The sequence below is a fragment of the Arachnia propionica genome (assembly GCF_003932785.1).
Classification (GTDB): domain Bacteria; phylum Actinomycetota; class Actinomycetes; order Propionibacteriales; family Propionibacteriaceae; genus Arachnia; species Arachnia propionica_B.
Genome location: NZ_RQYT01000009.1, coordinates 52,334 through 72,525 on the forward strand (window position 1 = coordinate 52,334; position 20,192 = coordinate 72,525).

Annotated in this window: 15 protein-coding genes and 1 pseudogene; 7 read left to right on the forward strand and 9 right to left on the reverse strand. The window is 71.2% G+C overall.

The window, feature by feature from the left end:
• Window positions 1–22: 22 nt before the first annotated feature.
• The 3 genes from EII35_RS05945 to EII35_RS05955 are packed head-to-tail and all read right to left on the reverse strand — an operon-like array spanning window position 23 to window position 3,968.
• On the reverse strand, window positions 23–2,062 hold the full coding sequence (locus EII35_RS05945) for an ATP-dependent DNA helicase UvrD2 (protein WP_125227543.1): 2,040 nt from the start codon (window positions 2,060–2,062) through the stop codon (window positions 23–25).
• Window positions 2,059–3,513 (reverse strand): PH domain-containing protein, encoded by a 1,455-nt coding sequence (locus EII35_RS05950; protein ID WP_125227544.1) that lies wholly within the window; start codon window positions 3,511–3,513, stop codon window positions 2,059–2,061. The genes EII35_RS05945 and EII35_RS05950 overlap by 4 nt, the downstream gene beginning before the upstream one ends.
• Entirely contained in the window at window positions 3,510–3,968 is a 459-nt protein-coding gene (locus EII35_RS05955) for a PH domain-containing protein (protein WP_125227545.1), read from the reverse strand. Before EII35_RS05955 ends, EII35_RS05950 begins: the two co-directional genes overlap by 4 nt.
• Window positions 3,969–4,183: 215 nt before the next feature.
• Between EII35_RS05955 and EII35_RS05960 the strand changes: the two genes are divergently transcribed.
• The 6 genes and pseudogenes from EII35_RS05960 (at window position 4,184) to EII35_RS05980 (ending at window position 14,235) form a co-directional block, all read left to right on the forward strand.
• On the forward strand, window positions 4,184–5,182 hold the full coding sequence (locus EII35_RS05960) for a GNAT family N-acetyltransferase (protein ID WP_125227546.1): 999 nt from the start codon (window positions 4,184–4,186) through the stop codon (window positions 5,180–5,182).
• Between the two features lies 1 nt (window position 5,183).
• Entirely contained in the window at window positions 5,184–8,078 is a 2,895-nt protein-coding gene (locus EII35_RS05965; RefSeq protein WP_125227547.1) for an exodeoxyribonuclease V subunit gamma, read from the forward strand.
• Window positions 8,075–10,036: pseudogene (locus EII35_RS16800) on the forward strand (UvrD-helicase domain-containing protein); the annotation flags it as partial. The gene EII35_RS05965 and the pseudogene EII35_RS16800, both read left to right, overlap by 4 nt.
• 30 nt (window positions 10,037–10,066) lie before the next feature.
• Window positions 10,067–11,212: a PD-(D/E)XK nuclease family protein gene (locus EII35_RS16805; protein WP_464115351.1), complete on the forward strand. Its 1,146-nt coding sequence runs from the start codon at window positions 10,067–10,069 to the stop codon at window positions 11,210–11,212.
• Window positions 11,205–12,932 (forward strand): exodeoxyribonuclease V subunit alpha, encoded by a 1,728-nt coding sequence (recD, locus tag EII35_RS05975; RefSeq protein ID WP_125227549.1) that lies wholly within the window; start codon window positions 11,205–11,207, stop codon window positions 12,930–12,932. The genes EII35_RS16805 and recD overlap by 8 nt, the downstream gene beginning before the upstream one ends.
• 55 nt (window positions 12,933–12,987) lie before the next feature.
• Window positions 12,988–14,235, forward strand: coding sequence for an ATP-binding protein (locus EII35_RS05980; RefSeq protein ID WP_125227550.1), 1,248 nt, complete (start codon window positions 12,988–12,990; stop codon window positions 14,233–14,235).
• Between the two features lie 87 nt (window positions 14,236–14,322).
• Here EII35_RS05980 and EII35_RS05985 read toward each other — a convergent pair whose 3' ends face one another.
• From EII35_RS05985 to EII35_RS06000, 5 genes are all read right to left on the reverse strand, one after another.
• Window positions 14,323–14,970, reverse strand: a complete 648-nt coding sequence (locus tag EII35_RS05985; RefSeq protein WP_148098933.1) for an HNH endonuclease — start codon at window positions 14,968–14,970, stop codon at window positions 14,323–14,325.
• Between the two features lie 26 nt (window positions 14,971–14,996).
• Window positions 14,997–15,362, reverse strand: a complete 366-nt coding sequence (locus EII35_RS05990; protein ID WP_185744202.1) for a DUF222 domain-containing protein — start codon at window positions 15,360–15,362, stop codon at window positions 14,997–14,999.
• Window positions 15,281–15,823 (reverse strand): hypothetical protein, encoded by a 543-nt coding sequence (locus EII35_RS15865; RefSeq protein WP_185744205.1) that lies wholly within the window; start codon window positions 15,821–15,823, stop codon window positions 15,281–15,283. Before EII35_RS15865 ends, EII35_RS05990 begins: the two co-directional genes overlap by 82 nt.
• Before the next feature lie 253 nt (window positions 15,824–16,076).
• Entirely contained in the window at window positions 16,077–16,802 is a 726-nt protein-coding gene (locus EII35_RS05995) for a glutamine amidotransferase (protein ID WP_125227553.1), read from the reverse strand.
• Window positions 16,799–17,926, reverse strand: a complete 1,128-nt coding sequence (locus tag EII35_RS06000; RefSeq protein ID WP_125227554.1) for a carboxylate-amine ligase — start codon at window positions 17,924–17,926, stop codon at window positions 16,799–16,801. The genes EII35_RS05995 and EII35_RS06000 overlap by 4 nt, the downstream gene beginning before the upstream one ends.
• A 140-nt stretch (window positions 17,927–18,066) precedes the next feature.
• Between EII35_RS06000 and EII35_RS06005 the strand changes: the two genes are divergently transcribed.
• Window positions 18,067–19,284: an amino acid aminotransferase gene (locus EII35_RS06005; RefSeq protein ID WP_260465030.1), complete on the forward strand. Its 1,218-nt coding sequence runs from the start codon at window positions 18,067–18,069 to the stop codon at window positions 19,282–19,284.
• Window positions 19,285–19,294: 10 nt separating this feature from the next.
• On the opposite strand, the gene EII35_RS06010 is transcribed toward EII35_RS06005, so the two are convergent.
• Complete coding sequence (locus tag EII35_RS06010; protein WP_125227555.1) at window positions 19,295–20,191, reverse strand: hypothetical protein; 897 nt, start codon at window positions 20,189–20,191, stop codon at window positions 19,295–19,297.
• Between the last annotated feature and the right edge of the window lies 1 nt (window position 20,192).

Sequence of the window (20,192 nt, forward strand, 5' to 3'; positions counted from 1 at the left end):
CGAGCCACCGGATGGGGACCTCTCACGTCGAGGCCGAGAGATGCCCCCGGATGACGTCCAGCACTGCATCGCCGTACCGGTCCACCTTCACCGCCCCGATGCCCGGGAGCCTGAGCAGCCCGGCCCGGTCAGTCGGCACCGCCTCGGCGATGGCCTGGAGGGTGGCGTCCGTGAACACCACGAAGGCGGGCTGTGAGGCCGCCTTCGCCGTCTCCAGCCGCCACTGCTTCAGCACCGCCAGGAGCTCCTCGTCGTAGGGGGCCTCACAGTCGTGGTGGCGTCCCAGCTTGCGTTCCGCCGCGTCGTGGAGCTGCCCCTCACACACCGAGCAGGTGCGCGAACGCAGACTTCTCCTCGGCTTCGGGTCCTCCCGGGTCGCGGGTGTGGCCGCGCCCGGCACCAGATTGGTGAGGAACCTCGACCGGGTGCCACGCCCCCTGGCCGGGGAGGTGGGCCAGGACAAGCGCAGCCGCTTGCGGGCCCGGGTGACGGCGACGTGCAGGAGCCGCCGCTCCTCCGACAGCGCCGGCTCCTCCTGGCTCAGGGCGAAGGGCACCATGCCCTCCCGCACCCCGACGACGGCGACGGCGTCCCATTCCAGGCCCTTCGCGGCGTGCATGGTGGCGAGCGTGACCACGCTCGTCGTCGGCGGTGTCTCGAGGCTCATGTGCTCGGCGAGCCAGGCACCGAACTCGGGGCCGCTCCAGTCGGGATCGGCGGTCTCCTGGTCGCGGATCATGTGCACCAGCGCCGAGACCGATTCCCAGCGCTCCCGCTGCGCCCCCATGCCCGTGGGCGCCTCCTCCTGCCAGCGGATCGCGGCGAGCACGAGGTCGAGGAGTTGCCGGGGCGTCGCGGTGGGGCGTTCGGTGACGAGTCGTTGCAGCCGCGTGACGACGTCGCGAACCTCGGGACGCTCCCAGAACCGATCGGTGCCCTTGACCTGGTAGGGGATCCGTTCCGCGTCGAGCGCCGCCTCGAGCACGGGCGACTGCGCGTTGATGCGGTAGAGGACGGCGCACTCCCCCCACGGCACCCCCTCCTCTCGACGCTCCCGCAACCACGCGACCACCGCCTGCGCCTCGTCCTCCTCCGTCCCCTCGGCCACGAACTCGGGTGGAGTCCCGGGCCCGTGCGTCGCACGCAGGTCCGCCGATCCCCGGTGGCGACGAACGACCCGGTTCGCCAGGTCGACGATGGTCCCGCTGGAGCGGTAGTTGCGGACGAGGCGCACGGTCCTGGCGCCGTCGTGCTCCCGGGCGAAGCCGAGCAGGAAATCGGCCCGCGCCCCCGCGAAACCGTGGATGGCCTGCTGGGGGTCGCCGACGACGCAGATGTCGGGGCGGCCGTCGACCCACTGGGAGATGAGGCGGTGCTGGATGGCCGAGACGTCCTGGTACTCGTCGACCACGAAGTGGCGGTAGGTGGTGCGGATCTGCTCCGCGACGGCCGGGTGCTCCGCGATCATGGACGCGGCGCAGAGCAGGATGTCGTCGAAGTCCACCACGCCCGCCGCCGATTTCACGTTCTCGTAGCCCATCATCACCTGGGCGACGCGCTCGGGTTCCACCCCCGCCACCTCGCGCCCCCGCGCCAGCTCCGGGTACCGGGCGGGCGGGACGTTGCTCGACTTCGCCCACCCGATCTCGGCGGCGAGGTCGCGCACGAGCGCGGTCTCGGAGTTCCCGAGCACCTGGTTGGTGGCCCTGGCCACGAGCGCGAAGGCGTTGTCGGCGACGGCGGGGAACTCCGAGCCGTAGGCCCTCGGCCAGAAGTATCGGCACTGGCTGAGGGCGGCCGCATGGATGGTGCGTGCGGTCACCCGACGCACCCCGAGCCCCGCGAGTCGGGTCTTGAGTTCCCCCGCGGCCCGGGTGGTGAAGGTCACGGCGAGGGTGGCGTTGGCGGCATAGCGACCCTCCCGGACGGCGTGGGCGACGCGATGGGTGATGGCCCGGGTCTTTCCCGTCCCGGCCCCGGCCAGCACGGCGAGGGGGGCGTCCAGCAGTGTCGCGACCTGGCGCTGTTCCGGGTCGAGCGCGTCGAGGATCGGATCGTTCATGCCGTCGGCCTCTCCGCGGCCAGGAGCCGTCGCCGGACCCGCTCGACGTCCTCGGCCGTGGCCCGGAGAGTCCAGTGACGTTCGGGACTTCCGGTGTAGGTGCTGAACCAGGCGCCGACGAGGCGGCCCGCCACGTGGCTCGCCCCGACCGCGTGGACGGATCCGAGGCGCACCGTGGTGGTCTTCTCCCCCACGAGATCGCGCCGCACCACGACGATGTCCTTCGCCTTGTCGATGTGGAAGCGCGTGAAGAAACGGCCGAGGATCAGCAGGGGAACCGCCCAGGCCAGGGCCAGGGCGAGCGCGATCCCCCATCCGGACGGGCGGACGAGCCACATCACGACACCCGTGACGACGAGGGGCAGCGAGACGAGGAGCAGCTTCCCGAGCGAGGCGAGGACGCGGGAACGCGGCTCCACCAGGGAACCCGAGGGGGTGATGTCGGCGAAGTGTTCGTGGGCGATGGCCTCGACCGTGGCTATCGGCAGGGTCGGCAGCACGGTGTTGGTCTCCGTCTCGAGGTCCTGATCGCGGGTGAGCACCCCGAGCCGGGCGCGACCGAGGATCCGTTCCACGAGGTTCCGGTGCACGACGAGGCCACGCACGGCCGCCGGGTCGAACCGACGGTCCTTGCGTTCGATGAGTCCGTAGGTGGTCACCAACCGCCCGCCCACGATGCGGACGTGGAAGTCGTTGAACTTCACGACGGTGGAGACGAGCCCGACGGCCAGGGCCGCGACGAGGACCGCAGTCACTTTGCCCCAGACCGGCACGCCGTCGAACACGGAGAGGTAGCCGTCGAGGACGGGAAGGTCGTCGACGAACTCCCACAGCGAGATCAGGCCGCCGGCTCCCAGGAGCAGGATCTGGCCCCGCACCAGGGCCATGACGACCAGGTCGGCGACGCTCGCCCGATAGATGGGGACGATCTCCTCGCGTGGCTCTGTCGGCGCTGCGCCACCCGGAACATCCGGGGAGGGCTCCTCGACCGCCACCGGGGTGGCGGGCTGCTCGACAGCGACTCCCCCGGCCCGCTGCTGGATCTCGGCGAGGAGGGCGGCATCCACCCCGGCGAAGGTGATCCCGCCGGTGGAGCCTCCCTCCTGGGTGAGGTGGACCTCGTGGAGCCCCAGGAGTCGCTGACCCCAGTGCTGGGTGACGTCGACAGCGGTCATGGCGTCCCACGCCATGGTCCGCACCGAACGGGTGAACACCCCGGAGCGTCGTTCCACCCCGTTGGGCAGGAACCGGAACCGGGTGAAGTACCAGCTGAAGGGGTGGGAGACCAGCTGGAGGGCAAGGAGCGCGAGCAGGACCCAGGAGAACCTCGAGACGAGGCTGTCGGGGGTCTGCGATCCGACAGCCAGCAGGATGACGAGAGCCAAGGTCTGCCCCGCGTCCTTGAACAGACTCGCCAGGATGCTGCGCGCTGGGCAGCGGAAGGAGTTCACCGCTCCTCCCGTTCTGCCGCCTCGAGGATGAGGACCCGCAGCCGTTCCGCCTCGTCGGGGTGGACGGACCCGATCTCGTGCTCGCCCACCACCTGGTGGACGGTGACCGTGGCGAGGTTGAACCGGCGCTGGATCGGCCCCTCCGTCACCACGGCGTTGAGGATCTTCGGGGTGGCGATGGTGACGGTCCTGAGCAGGAGGCGGCCCTGGGTGATGAACACCTCCCGGTCGTTCACCCGGTACCCGTGGTTGCGGAACCTGAGCGGGATCAGGATGAGCTGGACGACGGTGAGGACCACGATGCCCGCCGGGACGAGGAGCCACCACGTCGACCAACCGAACCACAGGACGGCCGCGACGCCCGCCACCGTCGTCACGACCCCCCAGAGGAGGTTCGACACCAACCAGTAGGCTCGGGTGGGGGCGGGAAGTCTCGTCAGATCACCTTGGGTCATCCTGTGTCCTCTCCGAACGCAGCGTGTGGCTGGGGCGCGGTCATCGCCTCAACACTATGCCCTCCCACCGACAACCGGCGGTTGTGACAACCTCTGAGAGGGCGCGCGGATAGGCGAATCCACTGCGGTCGCCCCGGTGACCCCCTGACTTCGTTGTCCTCCTCGAACGCACAATCCAGTGCGCTCCTCGTCGTCCGCCTTGCCATGAGGCCACCGTGACGATCCTCGTCACGATCCCCCCATCCGCGTACCCTCTAAGCTGGGCGCGTCGGTGGACCTGGAAGGGTGGTGGCACGATGGACGCGCCGGGGATGGAGCAGCTGCAGCGGCTGACCGAGGAACACAATCGTTGGCTGCACGAGCTGGACCCGCTGGCCGGGCCGGTCGAGGTACCCGCCGGCGACCGCTGGGTCTCCGTCGGACCAGAACTCGTCGGCTCCTGGCAGGTCAGCCACACCGATCCGCGCGCCCCCTACGCCCTCTGGGCCCCCGATGTGGTGGAGAACCTCACCTTCCGCTCCTCCTCCCTGCCCACCACCGAGGCCTTCGCCGAGCTCCTCGCGGCGTGGCTGAGCGCCAGGGAGCCCCTCGAGGCCCGCCTCGGGGTCAACGTCCCCGCCATGGCGACGACCCTCATCCCCGCGCTGCTCGCCCACGGGTTCCACCCCACGACCAGCGCCGCGGTGCGGACCGTCAAGGATGAGCCGATCCCCGTGCCGGACCCGCACGTCCGGGTCCGCGACGCCCGCCCGGGTGATCGTGACACGATGCTGGACCTGCTGGAGGAGATGCACGTCGCGGAGCTGCCGTTCGGGGCGACGATGGGGCGTCCCGACCCCCGCGACCTCCTCGGGGTCTACGTCGACGAGGCCCTGTCGCGTCCCGGCTGGAGCTGGCTGGCCCTGAGCGACGACCGGCCGGTCGGGCTGCTCACGCTCAATCCCCCGCAGGACTCGGAGTGGGCGGCGCCCCTCGTGTCGATCCGGCCGGTGGCGTACCTCGGTTTCGCCGCGGTGACCGCGGCCACCCGGGGCTCCGGGGTGGGACGGGCGCTCGTCGCCCACGCCATGTCCCGGGCCGCCGGGGCCGGGTGCGCCGCCGTCGTGCTCGACCACGCCTCCTTGTCGCCGCTGTCCTCGCCGTTCTGGCACCGGCAGGGTTTTCGGCCGTTGTGGAGTCGCTGGGCCCGTCCGGACAGCCTCGGCGGCCGATGAGATGGCGACGCTGCGACGGCACACCGCGGCCCGATGGGACGACCTGATCGACGGCCTCGCGGCCTGGGCGCGGGATCTGGGGCTGGGGGTCCTCGACCGGGCCCGGGTCATCGTGCCCTCCCCGGCCGTCGGACGGCTCGCAGGTCAGGCGTTGGCCGGGCGACTCGGCATCCTGGCCGGGATCGTCTTCGTCACCCCGGAGGAGTGGCGGATCGAGCGGGAACGCAGCCTGGGCGACGGGGAGTCCTCGCCGTGGCGGGGCCGTGCCCTGCACCTCGCGGTCTGGGAGGCGCTGCAGGATCCCGCGCTCCTGGGTGAGCACCGTGCCCTGGCCGCGCACCTGGCTGACGGGCGCATCCTGGAGGCGTCCCGACGCATCGCCCGGGTCCTGGCCGTCCACGTCGAGCATCGCCTGGATCTCGTGGCGGGCTGGTTGAGTGATCCCGATCCCGCCGGCCTGCCCGAGCACCTCGCCTGGCTTCCCGAGCTGTTCGTCCGGGTCAGCGAGCTCCTTGAATGGGATCCCGTGGAGGAGTTCGAGCGGTTGCGCAGTGAACTGCCCCAGCTCGAGGACCTCCCCACCGCCATGCTGTTGTGTCCCGACCTCTCCCCCACCACCGAGTTGCTGCTCGCCGCCGGTCCCGCGGACGTCGTCGACTTCGAGCTCGACGGCACCGCCCGGCCGACGAGTGTCACGTGGCTGGGATCGCACGGCCCGCAGCGGCAGGTCGAGCTGGTCCGCGACGAGCTGTGTCACCTGCTCGCCGCGCATCCGGAGCTGGAGCCCCGCGACATCCTCCTCGTCGTCGACGACCCGGCGGCTTGGTGGCCGGCCCTCACCGCCGCCCTCGCGCCGACGAGCGGCGGCGCCACCCGGCCCCATCCCGGACGCTCCCTGCGCCTGCAGCGTCCCCCCGCCGCCCGGGAGCCCAACCCGGTGCTGGCGCTGGTGGCCGAGGCGACGCGGCTGGCGGAGTCGCGCGTCGAGGCCTCGACCGCGCTCGACCTGCTGGGCCGGGCACCGCTGCGGCACCGCTGGTCGCTGCCGGAGCGCCCGGAGTTGGCGGAGCTGCTGGCGCGGGCCGGGGTCCGGTGGGGTCTGGATGCGCAGCACCGGGCCGCGCACGGACTGCCGGGGGTGACCCAGAACACCCTGGCGCGGGGACTGGACCGGCTGCTGGCGGGGATCACCCTCGCCCCCGACAGCCTCGCCCTGCCCATCGCGGGCGCGGAGGGAGTGACCTCACCCCAGCTGGAGGTGATCGGGGCGCTGACGGAGCTGTACTCGCGGCTGCGTCGCCACTCGCTCGACTCCGAGGCGGCAACGGTGCCGACGTGGGTGCAGCGCTCCCTCGGGCTCATCACGGGGACGATGTCCCTGCCCCGGGACGAGGAGTGGTTGCTGGAGGAGGCCACGACCCGGCTGGCCGCGCTGGCCCGGGAGACCACCCTCAGCCCCGTCGTCGTCACCGCCGCCCAGTTCGCCCGCCTCGTCGACGAGCTGGCCGCCCGGCCCAGCGCCCGCCCCGTCGTGGGGAACGGCGGGATGACCGTCGCCACCCCTGAGGAGGTTCCGGGCGCGGGTTTCAAGGTCGTGGCCCTGCTCGGACTCGATGACCCACCGGCTGCCGCCATGCCCGACGTCCCCGACCCGGCCCAGCTCCCCGACGCCCGGGAGGCGTGGTTCACCGCGTTGCTGGCCTCCGCCCGGGGCGCCGAGCACCTCGTCGTGACCCACCAGGCGCGGAGCAGCGTCACGGGGGACCCGCTCGAGGCGCCGACGGTGCTGGATCGCCTGGCGAGGTCGCTCGACCTCGCCCCCGATGTCCGGCAGGGCACGGCGACACCCCATGCCGCGGCGAACTTCCGGGGCCCGCGGCCGAGTTTCGACGCGCAGGCTCTGGCGGCGGCGCGACTCCAGGCCGATCGCGCCGTCAAGGCGCCGACGGCGTGCACCCGGCGGCGCCGCTCGGTCCTGGCCCTGCCGGAGTTGCCGTCCTCGCCCCGGGTGACGGTGGAGGAGGTGGCCCGGTTCCTCAAGGATCCCGCCCTGGCCTTCCTGAGGGAACGGGCGGGGATCCGTCCTCTCACCCCGGAGGATCCCAGCGACGACCTCGCCCTGACCGTCTCCGGACTCGACGCGTGGGGGGTCCGCTCCCGGCTGCTCGCCGCCGCCCGGGCGGGCGAACCCCCGTGGGATGCGGCCAGGGCGGAACAGCGTCGTGAACTCCTCCCGATCGGTCAGCTCGGCCGTTCCGGTCTGGAGGCGGATCTGGAACTCATCGGGGCGCTGTGGTTGCAGGCGCGGGACGACTGGGAGGCCCCGGTCACGGATCACCCCGTCTCCGTCGAGGTTGGGGGGACGCGCCTCGTCGGGCAGGTGCGGCTGCGTGGGGACCAGATCGTGGTGATGACCCCGAGCCAACCGCCCGGCCCCTTGTTCGAGCCCTGGGTCCAGATCCTGGCCCTGGCCGCGTCGGGGAGATACGCCCGGGCCCGGATCCACCACCTGCGGCAGGACTTCGGTCGTTCACACACCCAGGTGACGACGCTGGAGGTCCCCCCGAACGCCGCTGAGGTGCTGGGGTGGCTGGTTCGCGGGACGGTCCTGTCCCGGTCGCGGTTGGTTCCGGTCCCCGCCGGCCCTGCGCGGGAACTCGTCCAGGGCCTGCGAACGGGCAGACCTGCCCCGGAGGCCTGGTCCCGTCCCGTCGACGCATACGACTCCCCCTGGGCGTGGCGTCCCGGACACTGGGAGCACTTCTACGACCAGACCGCGGACCAGCTGTGGGTGGACCCACCCCAACCCGAGGACCCGCCCGGCGACGACCGGTTCGGCTCCTTCGGGCGATGGGCCTTCGCACTCCACGCCCCCCTCCTGGAGGCCACACGATGATCTTCGACATCACGGGCGACCTGCCCGACGGTTCCCTGCTGCTGGAGGCCAGCGCGGGCACGGGCAAGACCTGGACGATCGCCGGCCTGGCGGCGCGCCTCATCGCCGAGTACGACGTGCCCATCCGGCAGCTGCTGGTCATCACGTTCAGCAAGGCGGCCGCCTCAGAACTCCGCGGCCGCCTCCACCGTCGCCTGGTCTCCGTCGCTTCGGAGATCGAAAGGGCCAGGACGGGGACGACGCCGAGCGACCCGGTCGCCGCGCTGCTCGCGTCGTCGATGCCCGAGGTCGCCGTGACGCGGCTCCGGCGAGCCCTCGACGAGTTCGACTCCGCCACCGTCGCCACCATCCACTCGTTCTGCCAGGAGCAGCTGCGCTCCCTCGGGGTGCTGGGTGACTGGGACGGGGAGGAGGTTGCCGCGGATCTGCGCCGCCTCGTCACGCAGTGCGCCACCGACGAGTACCTGCGCCGGTACCGCGACCTGCAGGTGCCGCCGTTGGAGGCCAGACGTGCCCTCACGGTCGCGCAGGTCGCGGCCCCCTCCCGGCTGGGGCTGGTCTCCGACGACCGTGAGGCCCTGTCCTTCCACGAGGCGGTCCGCGACGACTTCGATCGACGGCGGCGCGAGCAGCGGCTGCTGTCCTTCGACGATCTGCCCCGCCGGCTGCGGCACCTCGTCACGGACTCGCCCGTCGCGGATCTGGTCCGAGCCGAGTTGGCCCGTCGCTTCCCCTTCGTCCTCGTGGACGAGTTCCAGGACACCGATCCCGACCAGTGGGAGATCCTCAAGCGATGCTTCGTCGAACGCGACGACGCCAGCGTCATCCTCATCGGCGATCCCAAGCAGTCGATCTACGGGTTCCGCAGCGCCGACCTGGGCTGCTACCTGGAGGCCGCCCGCCTCATGCCGCGACGAACCCTCGGCGCGAACCACCGCAGCGAGCCCGGCATCGTCAACGGGGTGAGGGAGCTGTTCGGGGACGTGGAGGTCGGCCCCGGGATCCGGGTGGAACCCGTGGATGCGGCCCGGGACGGGGCACTCGGAGCCCTGGAACTGCCCGACGATCCCGGCGCCCGGGTGTGGATCCGCGGCATGGCAGCCGAGCAGGGGGAACAGAGCGAGAAGGTGGTCACGGCCGATGTCGTCGCCCACGTGAAGGCCCTGCTCAGCCACGGCACCCTCCGGCACGACGACACCACCCGCCCGCTGGGCCCCTCGGACATCGCCGTGCTGACCCGCACCCGCGGCCGGGCCGTCCAGCTCGTCCACGCCCTCCAGGCAGCCGGGGTCCCAGCCACCTTCCTGGGCGGCGGTTCCGTGCTCCGATCCCCCGCGGTCAGGGACTGGGGCGCGGTGCTGGCCGCCGTTGCCCAGCCGACGCGCAGCCGCATCCTCGAGGCCTCGCTCGGCGACCTGCTCGGGGTGCGCCTGGGCGACCTCCTGGCCGCCCAGGACGAGTCCCCGGCCTCGCAGCGCATCCACGAGCTGGCCGCCCGGTTCGCCGCCGGTGGGGTCGCGGGTCTGGTGGGGGCGGCCCTCGACGGGGCGGCGTCCCGCCTGGTGACCCTCGGGGACGGGGAGCGACGCCTGAGCGACCTCCGTCAGATCGGCGACCTCCTCCTGACGAGCCGGGCCGGCACCGTCGCCGACCTTCAGGCCCACCTCGAGGACCTCACCGGCCTGGACGACGTCCCGGAGCGACTCGCGAGCGACCTCCCCGCGGTGAGGGTCAGCACGATGCACGGGGCGAAGGGGCTGGAGTACCCGGTCGTGCTGCTCCCCCAGGTCAGCGTCACCGAGGTGAACCTCAGGGGGGCGATCCCGTATGTGGACCCCTCCGGGACGCGGGTGCTCCACGTCGGCTCCCGGCCGGGGGCAAGGGATCCCCTCACCGACGTGGTGCGCGGCCAGGCCCGCGAGGAGGAGCTGCGGCTGCTGTACGTCGGCCTGACCCGTGCCAGGCACCTCGCGATCGCCTGGCACGTCATGGATCGTCGCGCCGGTTCGGGACCCCTGACGGCCCTGCTGTGCCGCGACCGGTCGGCAACGGGTCTCGCCCGTGAGTACCACCGGTACCCCGGCAGGTTCCCCTTCGACCCGGGGCTGGTACACACCTCCTCCGCCAGGAGCGCTCCCTGGACCGCACCGCAGTGGGAGCCCCCGACCGCACCGGATGAACCGTTGCAGGCCTCCGTTTTCGGCCGCGACATCGACCCGGACTGGCGTCGCACCTCCTACTCGGGGTTGACGGCCCCCCTCCACGAGCTGGCGGGAGATGAGCCCGACCTGGATCTCATCCCCGCCGAGCTGACCGGCCCCCTGGCCACCCCATCGCCCATGAACGGGCTGCCCGCGGGGGCGCGGTTCGGCACCGTCGTGCACGAGGTGCTGGAGGCCGTGGACTGGGCGCGACACGAGGAACACCTCCCGGTGCTGGTGCAGGAACGGGCCGCCGGGCTCGGATTGGATCCGGACCGGTCGACGCAGCTGGCCGCGGCCCTGTCGGGGGTGGTCACCACCCCGCTCGGGGACCTGTTCGACGGGGCCCTGGCTGACCTGCCGGTCGCGTCGCGGCTGCCGGAGCTGGACTTCGACCTGCCGCTCGGCGATCGGGGGGCGGCGCGCACCGTCGCCGACCTGGCCGAGGCCATGGCCGCCCACCTTCCCGCCGACGACCCGCTGGTGGAGTATCCGGCACGGCTGCTCGCCACCGATGTGGCCGTGTCGCGGTTGACCGGGATGCTCACCGGGTCCATCGACGCGGTGCTGCAGTTGCCGAACGGCGCCTTCCTCGTGGTGGACTACAAGACCAACCGGGTTCCCACCCTCCCGGACCAGGAGCTGATGGTGGGTCACTACTCGCGCGCCTCGATGGCCCAGGCGATGATGCAGGCCCACTACCCGTTGCAGGCGCTGCTGTACTGCGCGGCACTGCACCGCTACCTGACGTGGCGGCTCCCCGGCTACTCGCCGGAGACCCACCTGGGTGGGGTGGGTTATCTCTTCGTACGGGGCATGATCGGCCCTGAAACCCCGGTCGTGGCCGGCCACCGGACGGGGGTCTTCGCGTGGCATCCGCCCGCGGAGCTGAGCGTCGCGGTCTCCGATGTGCTGGGGGGCGGTCATGGCTGAGTTCGAGATCCCGGTGGCGGCCACCGGCATTCTGCGCGACTTCGCGGCGGCGGGGATGATCGGGCTCGCCGACTTCCACCTGGCGCGACGGATGGCGGCGTACTGCGGGGAGCAGGACGAGTCGGTGCTGCTGGCGCTGGCCCTCACGGCTCGCGAGCTGCGCCTGGGCTCGCTCTGCCTCGACCTCACCACCGCCGCCGACCTCGTCGTGCCGGGGGCCGTGGACGACGGTTCCGTCACCGAGGCGGCGGAACTGCCCTGGCCGGAGCCAGGCGCATGGATGACGGCGGTCGCTGCCTCCCCCGCCGTGGCGACCAGCCCCGAGCAGGACCGTCCGTTCCGGCTGGAGGGGAACCTGCTCTACCTGGCGCGGTGCCACGCGGAGGAGCGGCTGGTGGAGCAGCGGCTGCGTCACCGCAGCGAGCTCGACCCGCCCCCAGCCCCGCCGGAACTCGCCGAGGCGACGGGGATGCGACCCGACGCGTCCCAGGACGCCGCCGTGCAGGCCGCGGTGACGTCGCGGACCTCGGTCATCACGGGCGGGCCGGGTTCGGGGAAGACGACGGTGGTGGCCCGGATCCTCGACAGCCTCGCCGTCGCCCCTGTCACGGTGGCGTTGGCCGCCCCCACCGGCAAGGCGGCGTCACGCCTGGAGACCTCCGTGCTGGGGAAGCTCCGCCGCCCGGAACAGGTGCAGCTGCGGGCGGGCACGCTGCACTCGTTGCTGGGGGTGATCCCGGGACGCGACGCCCGCAGCCACGACCGCCGCAACCCCCTGCCGTTCGACGTGGTCGTGGTGGACGAGTCCTCCATGGTGTCGTCGACGATGATGGCGTGGCTCCTCGACGCCGTCGCCGACGACACCCGGCTCGTGCTCATCGGGGATCCGGATCAGCTGGCCTCCGTCGAGGCCGGGGCCGTCCTCGCCGACATCTCGCGGGTCCCCGGCCTGGTGACGAGCCGCAGCGGTCCCGCCGTGGCGCGGCTCACCGGCTCGCACCGCAACGCCGGGGACATCGGACGGTTGGCGGAGGCCATCCGCACCGGCGATGCCGACGAGGTGCTGTCGCTCGTCGCCGCGTCGGAGTGGTGCACCCTCGACCCGTACAGCGGCAGGGAGGACCTGACGGAGCTGCCGAGCCTCGAGCAGGCGGTCACAGGACCCGCCGAGACGGTGCTGCGAGCTGCCCGGGAGGGCGATGCGGAGGCGGCGGTGGCTGCGCTGGAGGTGCACCGGTTGCTCTGTGCCCACCGGGCGGGCCCGTTCGGGACCGGGCACTGGCAGCAGGTGGTGCGTCGCCATCTCGCCGATCGGTTCCCCGACCTCGCCCCGGAGGGTGGCCCCTACGCGGGGCAACCCCTCATCGTGACGCGGAACTCCGACGTGGTGAGCAACGGTGAGGTCGCGGTGCTCGTGGCCCGGGGCGGCAGGCTGCTGGCCGCGCTGGACCGCGGGGATCACGTCGACCTGCTCAACCCGCTGCAGCTGGATGCCGCGCAGGAGCTCCACGCCATGACCATCCACAAGTCGCAGGGCAGCGAGTTCGACGCGGTGAGCGTGATCCTCCCGCCGATGGGCTCGCCGTTGTTGACCCGGGAGCTGCTCTACACCGCGGTCACCCGGGCCCGGCGACAGGTCCGGCTGTTCGGGTCACCGGAGGCCCTGGTCTCGGCCGTGGTGACCCCGACCAGACGCGCCAGCGGCCTCGGGAAACGGTAGCGTAACCACCCGGAAAACGGTAGCGTAACTACCCGGGAAATGGTAGCGTAACCATGTGTCGTATCTGCCGAGAACCATTGATCTGGAGCTTGATGAACTCCTCCCCATCGCTCCGGCACTCGCCCTGGACGGCCCGAAGGGCGTGGGTAAGACCGACACGGCCACCCGCCGCGCCACCATCACCTGGTTGCTCGACGATCCTGCTCAACGGGAGCTCGCCGCCTCCGACTTCTCCCTCGCCACCGTCCCGCCCGGCACCCTGCTGCTCGACGAGTGGCAGAAACTCCCCTCGGTGTGGGACGCGGTGCGACGCCGGGTCGACTCCGGCGCCCCACCGGGACGGTTCCTCCTGACGGGCTCGGCGACACCGGTCAGCGGTTCGGGAACCCACAGCGGCGCGGGCCGGATCCTGTCGTTGCGGATGCGCCCCATGGCGCTGCATGAGCGCGGAACGGTCACGCCCACGGTTTCGCTTCGGAGCCTCCTCGACGGCACTTCGGAGGTGAGCGGCACAAGCCCCCTCACCCTGTCCGACTACACCACCGAGATCACTCGAAGCGGCTTTCCCGGCATCATGTCCACTCCGGGACGACTCCGGCGCGGCCTGCTGGACGCCTACCTTCAGCGCATCATTGATCGGGATCTCCCCGAACTGAGTTTTCGTCTCCGCCGCCCCGAGGTGCTGCGTCGCTGGCTCGCCGCCTATGCGGCCGCCTCATCAACCACGACCTCGTACTCACGCATCCTCGATGCCACCACTGGCGGAGACGGCCAGCAACCGGCCAAGACCACCACCATCGAGTACCGGGAGCACCTCACCCAGCTGTGGCTGCTCGACCCGGTTCCCGGTTGGATTCCAGCCCACAACCCGATTCGACGGCTGCAACAGGCCCCCAAGCATCAGTTGGCCGACCCGGCCCTGGCAGCCCGGCTCCTCGACCTGGATCAGCACTCCTTGCTGAGCCGGGGCGGCGCCCACATGGCAGGGCCGCTGTTCGAGTCCCTCGTCACCCTCGGGATCCGCGTCGCCGCACAGGCAGCCGAGGCGAGGCTGTTCCACCTGCGGACCAACGGTGGCGAACACGAGGTCGATCTCATCGTTCAAGGCAGCGACGGCAGGATTCTTGGCATCGAGGTGAAACTCGCCGCCAGCATCAGCGACTCGGACGTGCGTCACCTTCTGTGGCTGCGTTCCCAGCTGGGCGAGCGCGTCGCCAACCTGGTGGTCATCACCACCGGAGAACACGCCTACCGCCGCCCCGACGGCATCCTGGTCGTCCCGTTGGCCCTGCTCGGCCCGTGACATCGCGCCCGGGGCGACCCGGGCCGTGCGACAGGTCCGGCTGTTCGGCTCACCGGAGGCTCGACCAGCGGGGTGGGAAGAGGGCGTTCAGTACAGGGCGTATTGGACCCATTCCCAGGCCTCGGATTCCACCTGCCTGGCCTCTGGGGGTTCGGGCGGGTCCAGCCACGGCGGGGGCGGCTCCTCCACCCTGGGTTCTGGTTCCGGAGTTCGGAGACACATCGTGCCGCCGGTGGCATGCACCAGATACTCAAACCCTGCCGGGGACTTCCAGTGGAACCAGCCCGGGGCGGGTTGGGTCAGCACCCAGCCGCCGAAGGTTTTCGCCCGATGCGATCTGCGCGCCAGGGGTGCGAGGTTGCCCCACCGGGTCTGGCCCGATTCGCCGTCCCGGTACGGGATCGTGTGATCCAGATCACAACCACGGGAAGCCCGGGCAGCGTAGGGGAACACATCGACTGGCATCAATGCGGTGACCGCCATCCGCAACCCGACCGACGGGTCGTGAAGGTCCTCGGGTGCATGCTGGACGGGATCAAAGATCGGCCGAACCGTGACCTTCGAGTCCTTCAGGAACTCCGGCAACCGGCTGGTGAGGAAGGCGCCCCACCGCTCCACCTCAGCCACACCCGATGACTCAGCATCAGGGTTGAGGGCGGGATCATCGGCGTTGATGTGGACGAACACCGTGGCCTGGGGCAGCATCTCCTGCCCACCCGCCTGACGAGCCAACACACCCACCGCCGCGGCGCGACGCTGCTTCAGATCCCCCGCCTCGCTGGGGAGGGTTTTGCAACCTCAGTCAGGGCGTGATCGAAGTCGATCGCATCACGAGGATCCAACAGCCCATACAACGCGCAGTGGCCGTTCTTGACCGCATCCACCGCCACATAGCGGTTCTCCCGCTGCTGCTGTTCCCGCTCCGCGGCTGCGGCCGGGTCGGCGGCGATGATCCATGCTTCGAGGCTGCGGCGGATCCGCTGCCACGACCACAACCTCAACGCGACAGCGAGTTTCCGATCCAACCGGGCAGCAGCCTGAGCGTTCAGCTGGGAGATGGCTGGCCGATTGACCACCTCGGCAACCTGCCGCCAGCGAAGCGACCCTGACAGGAAGGCCTCCCACAACGCGGGGAATCGGAAGCGTACATTGGGGAGGGCACACGGATGGGCGAATCTACTGCGGCCGCCCCGGTGACCCCCTGGCAGCGTTGTCCTCCTCGAACGCACGATCCAGTGCGCTCTTCGTCGTCCGCCTTGCCAAGAGGCCACCATACCGATCCTCGCAACGATCCCCCCACCCGTGCACCCTCCCGAACGATCCCGATCTTCTCCAACGCCGCTTCGGGGGAGATCTGCAGGATCCCACCCAGTTCGTGGGCGAGGAACTCACCCACCGACGGGGTACCGTCCCCACCCGGCTCAAGGAACCCCTCCACAGCCTCCATCACCGCAGCATCGTCAACCTCATAGAGTTCGGCGGCTTTCGCGATCCCGACCATGAGTGCCACCTCCGCCGCCCGAGCATGGGCGTCAGCCTCATGAATCGCCAGGTAGGCCTCATTGAGGGTCGCGGGGAGTGGATTCATGACCCCATTGTAATCGAATGAGTGTTCTATTGCAAGGGATTGGGAAGGATTTTCTCTTGGTTTCCTCTCCCCGCTGGTCGAGCTGAGGGCGCAGTGCGCCCGATAGTCGAGACCCGGTGCGGGTTCGCAGGGACTGTTCCGGAGGTCTCGACACGAGGCCTCCGGCCTCGGCTCGACCAGCGGAGAGAAGGCGACCCGGGCCCGGTGTGGTGCGGTGGCGGATGGCTTCCCCCGTCGATGACGGGCGCGCCCCTCAACGGTGGAGATCGACGAAGCGGCGCACGATGCTGTGGACCACCGGGGTGACCCCGGCACGGTCGGCCGCCTCGCACAGGGCCGTCACCTCGTCGGGCGCGAAGTAGCCCGCGTTGCGGTAGATGCGGATCCGTTCCTTGAGGCCCTCGGCGTCGAGTTCGGGATGGAACTGGGTCACCCAGCAGCGCCCACCCACCCGGTACATCTGGACAGGGCAGGCCTGTCCCGTCGCCAGGAGCACCGCACCGTCGGGGATGCGGGAGACCGCCTCCTTGTGACCGACGAAGGCGCGGAAGCCCTCCCCCACCTCGGCCAGCAGCGGGTCGTCCCGCCCCTCGTCGGTCACGGTGACGTCGATGGCCCCGACACCCTCGCCGAAGCTGCGGTCGACGAGGCCACCGAGGTGCGCGGTGACGGTCCCGATGCCGTAGCACAGCCCGAGGAACGGCAGGTCGTCGGCGAGCACCCGGTCGAGGACCCCGGCGAGGTCGGCCTCGACGCGGAGCTGCAGCTCGCCCTTGTCCGCGTCGGAGGAGTTGAAGGGGCCACCGCCGAGGAACACCCCCGCGTAGCCCTGGAGGTCAAGCTCCGGCAGCGGCTCCTGCTCCACCCGGATCTGGTGCAGTTCCTTTGGCCCGAGGCCACCTAGGCGGCGCAGCGCCTCCAGCTCCCCGACGGCGGCTCCGTCCTCGGGGCGGGTGCTCAGCAGCAGGAACGGTTTCATCCAGATCTCCTTGGTCCATCACAGGTTTCGTCGATGACTGATCGAAGCACATCCTGCAGGCCGCCGCCCGCCTCGACGACGGCCCGCTGCCGCACGTGGCTGGGCCCGATCGTCAGGATCCGGCTGAGATCCGCCAGTTCAGCCGAGCAACCGAGTTCCTCCGCGTAGGGGGCCAGCTCGTCGAGCCAGAACCCCACCGCCTCACTCAGCGGGGTGCAGAAGGCCCCCGGCACCACCTGGATGAGTTCGGCCCGGGCGCCGTAGCGGGCGGCCCGCCACTTGTTCTCGCGCAGGAACCAGGGCTGGATCGGCCGGTCCCAGCCGTCGGGGACCCGGGTCTCACGGAGCACCAGGGTCTGGGCGAATGCCGCCAGTGCCCCGATCTCCATGAGGGTCGGCACCGAGTCCATGGCGCGGATCTCCACGGTGCCGAAGGCGGAGGGGCGGACGTCCCAGCGGATCTGGGTCTCGTGGGTGACCATGCCCGCCCTCACGAGATCCTCCGCGTGGGCGACGTAGTCCTCCCAGGTCTGGAGCGGCCACGGCAGCCCGTTGGTCGGCAGCTGCTGGAAGAGCATGGTGCGTTGCGACGCGAATCCGGTGTCGGAACCCAACCAGTAGGGGGACGAGGCGGACAGGGCCACGAACAGGGGGCTCAGCCGGGCGAGCGCATGGGTGAGAGCGAGGGCGCGGTCCCGGTCGTCGACGCCGACGTGGATGTGGAGGCCGTTGATGGCCAGCTGCTCCGCCCACCAGCCGCCGCTGTCGAGGACCCGACGGTACTGGGGGTTGCCGCCGGTGGCGTTCTGGGAGCGGGGATCCTGGAAGGGGTGCGCCCCGATGCCTGCAGGGGCCACCCCCTCGGGGTCGAGCCACTCCAGCAGCTGGTCCCGAAGCCCCGCGAGTTCCCCGATGGCCTCCCCCACCCGGACATGGACCCCGGTGACGAGCTCCACCATCGAGTCCAGGAATTCCCCACGGATGGGACCGCCCTGTGGATCCGCCACCCGCTCGAGCACGCGCGGGGCAACGGGAACCTGCTCCCCCGTGGCGACGTCGAGCAGCGCGAGCTCCCATTCCACGCCCAGTGTGGCGAGCTTGGAGGAGGCGAAGTTGATCTCCATGACAACCCTTCGGTGGGATGTCGAGCACCCTAGCGTCGCTCCCCGACCGTCATGGGGGGCGTTCCACTCCGCAGGATGGCGGGACCGGCCCTGCGTTGACGTGGACGGGTCCCGGGACGGGGTCTAGGCTGGGGGCACCGATGAGAAAGGAACCGACGCCGATGTCCCTCTTCGCCCGTGTCGAGCTTGCCCCCGCTGACCCCATCCTCGGCCTCATCGAGGCCTACAACCGGGACGAGCGCCCCACGAAGGTGAACCTCGGCGTGGGCGTCTACCTCGATGAGGAGGGCAGGCTGCCGCTGCTGGAGTGCGTCGCCCAGGCCGAGGAGCGTCTCGTCGCCTCCCGGAAGCCCCACGGCTACCTGCCCATCGACGGGCTGCCCGCCTACGTGACCGCGGTGCGCGAGCTGGTCTTCGGCGCCGACCACCCCGCCGTCGTCGAGGGGCGGATCGCCACCGTGGAGAGCCTCGGCGGCACCGGCGCGCTCAAGCTCGGCGCCGACTTCCTGCGCACCCTCACCCCCGAGGCGACGGTCCTCATCTCCGATCCGTCGTGGGAGAACCACCGGGCCATCTTCGCCCGCGCCGGTTTCACGGTCGGCACCTACCGCTACTACGACGCGGACGCGCGCGGCATCGACGTCGACAGCCTCCTGCAGGATCTGGAGGCGGCCCCGTCGGGCACCGTCGTGGTCCTCCACGCCTGCTGCCACAACCCCACGGGCTACGACCTCAACCACGACGACTGGACCCGGGTCATCGAGGTCATCTCCCGGCGAGGCCTCATCCCCTTCCTCGACATGGCCTACCAGGGCTTCGGCCAGGGTGTGGTCGAGGACGGCGCGGTCATCGGGCGCTTCGTCGAGGCGGGCGGCCCGCTGTTCGTCTCGACGTCATTCTCCAAGTCCTTCGGGCTCTACGGCGAACGTATCGGGGCGCTGCACGTCGTCTGCGCCGACGCGGACGAGGCGAGGCGGGTGCTCTCCCAGATCAAGATCTGCATCCGCACCAACTACTCCAACCCGGCCACCCACGGCGCAGCCATCGTCGCCGACGTGCTCACCGACCCCACGAACCGGGACCTGTGGGAGCGTGAGCTCCAGGGGATGCGTGAGCGCATCAGGTCGCTGCGTTCCGAGCTCGTCGCCCGGCTGCGGGCGGCGGGCATCGAGGACATGGACTTCATCGCGGAGCAGGTGGGAATGTTCTCCTACTCCGGGCTGACGAAGGAGCAGATGGTCCGGTTGCGCGAGGAGTTCGGCATCTACGGCACCGACGCGGGCCGGATGTGCGTCGCGGCCCTCAACGACGCCAACCTGCCAGCCGTCGCCGCGGCCATCGCGGCCGTGCGCAGCTGACGACCATCCATCAGGCGGTGGCGACCGCCGCCATCACCGCGAGTGCGAACAGCCACCACAGCGCCATGGCGACCCTGCCGACGTAGAAACGGGCGACGCGCCGCCGGTACTGCGAGATGACCAGCGGCGTCGTCTGGTGACCGAGGGCCCAGGGATCCCTGCCGACGAGGGCAACCCTGAGCCCCTCGTGGCCGGGCAGCCCGAACCGTGACGTGCCGTCGAGCTGGATCTGGGCGCCCCGGGAGAGGGTGAGCAGGAATGGCAGCACCACGACCCAGCCCAGCAGCAGGACGACGGTGCGGGCGAGGGTGAGGTCCACGGGCACGGTGATCCCGCCCGGCAGGGCGAGCTCGGACCCGATGCGGCCGGGTATCCAGCTGGACGTGCTCACGTGGGCGAAGGCCACCCCGGCCATCGCGATCGTGGTGGAACGGGCCAGGCACCCGAGCAGCGACCCCCACCGGGTGCGCCTCGCCGTGACCTCACCGAGGAGCAGCACCGCGAAGACCGCCAGCCACGGCACGACGTTCGCCACCGTCGCCCAACGTGGGATGCCATGCCCCGGCAATACCCACCGGTCAACCAGCGCCGCGGCGGGGGTGACAAGGGCGATGGGGAGCTGCAGGGTGAACACGAATCGCAGCGCGCGGATCCCCCAGGCCCGCCAGAAGGTGAGCCGGTACTCCCTCATCTCCCGGCGTCGCCGCTCGTCGACGGTCTCCGCCCGGGGCGGGGCCGCCTCGGGCAGTGAGGGTGTGGTCGGGTGCACGGGATACCCCTGCCCCATCGGCACGGTCGGGGTGGGGTCCTGGATCGGCAGCCCGGGGAGTTCCTCGGTCGGCACGTCGTCCTGGTCGATGACGGGCGCGACCTCGGCTCGGGGACGTCGGAACGTCTCCTCGTCCACG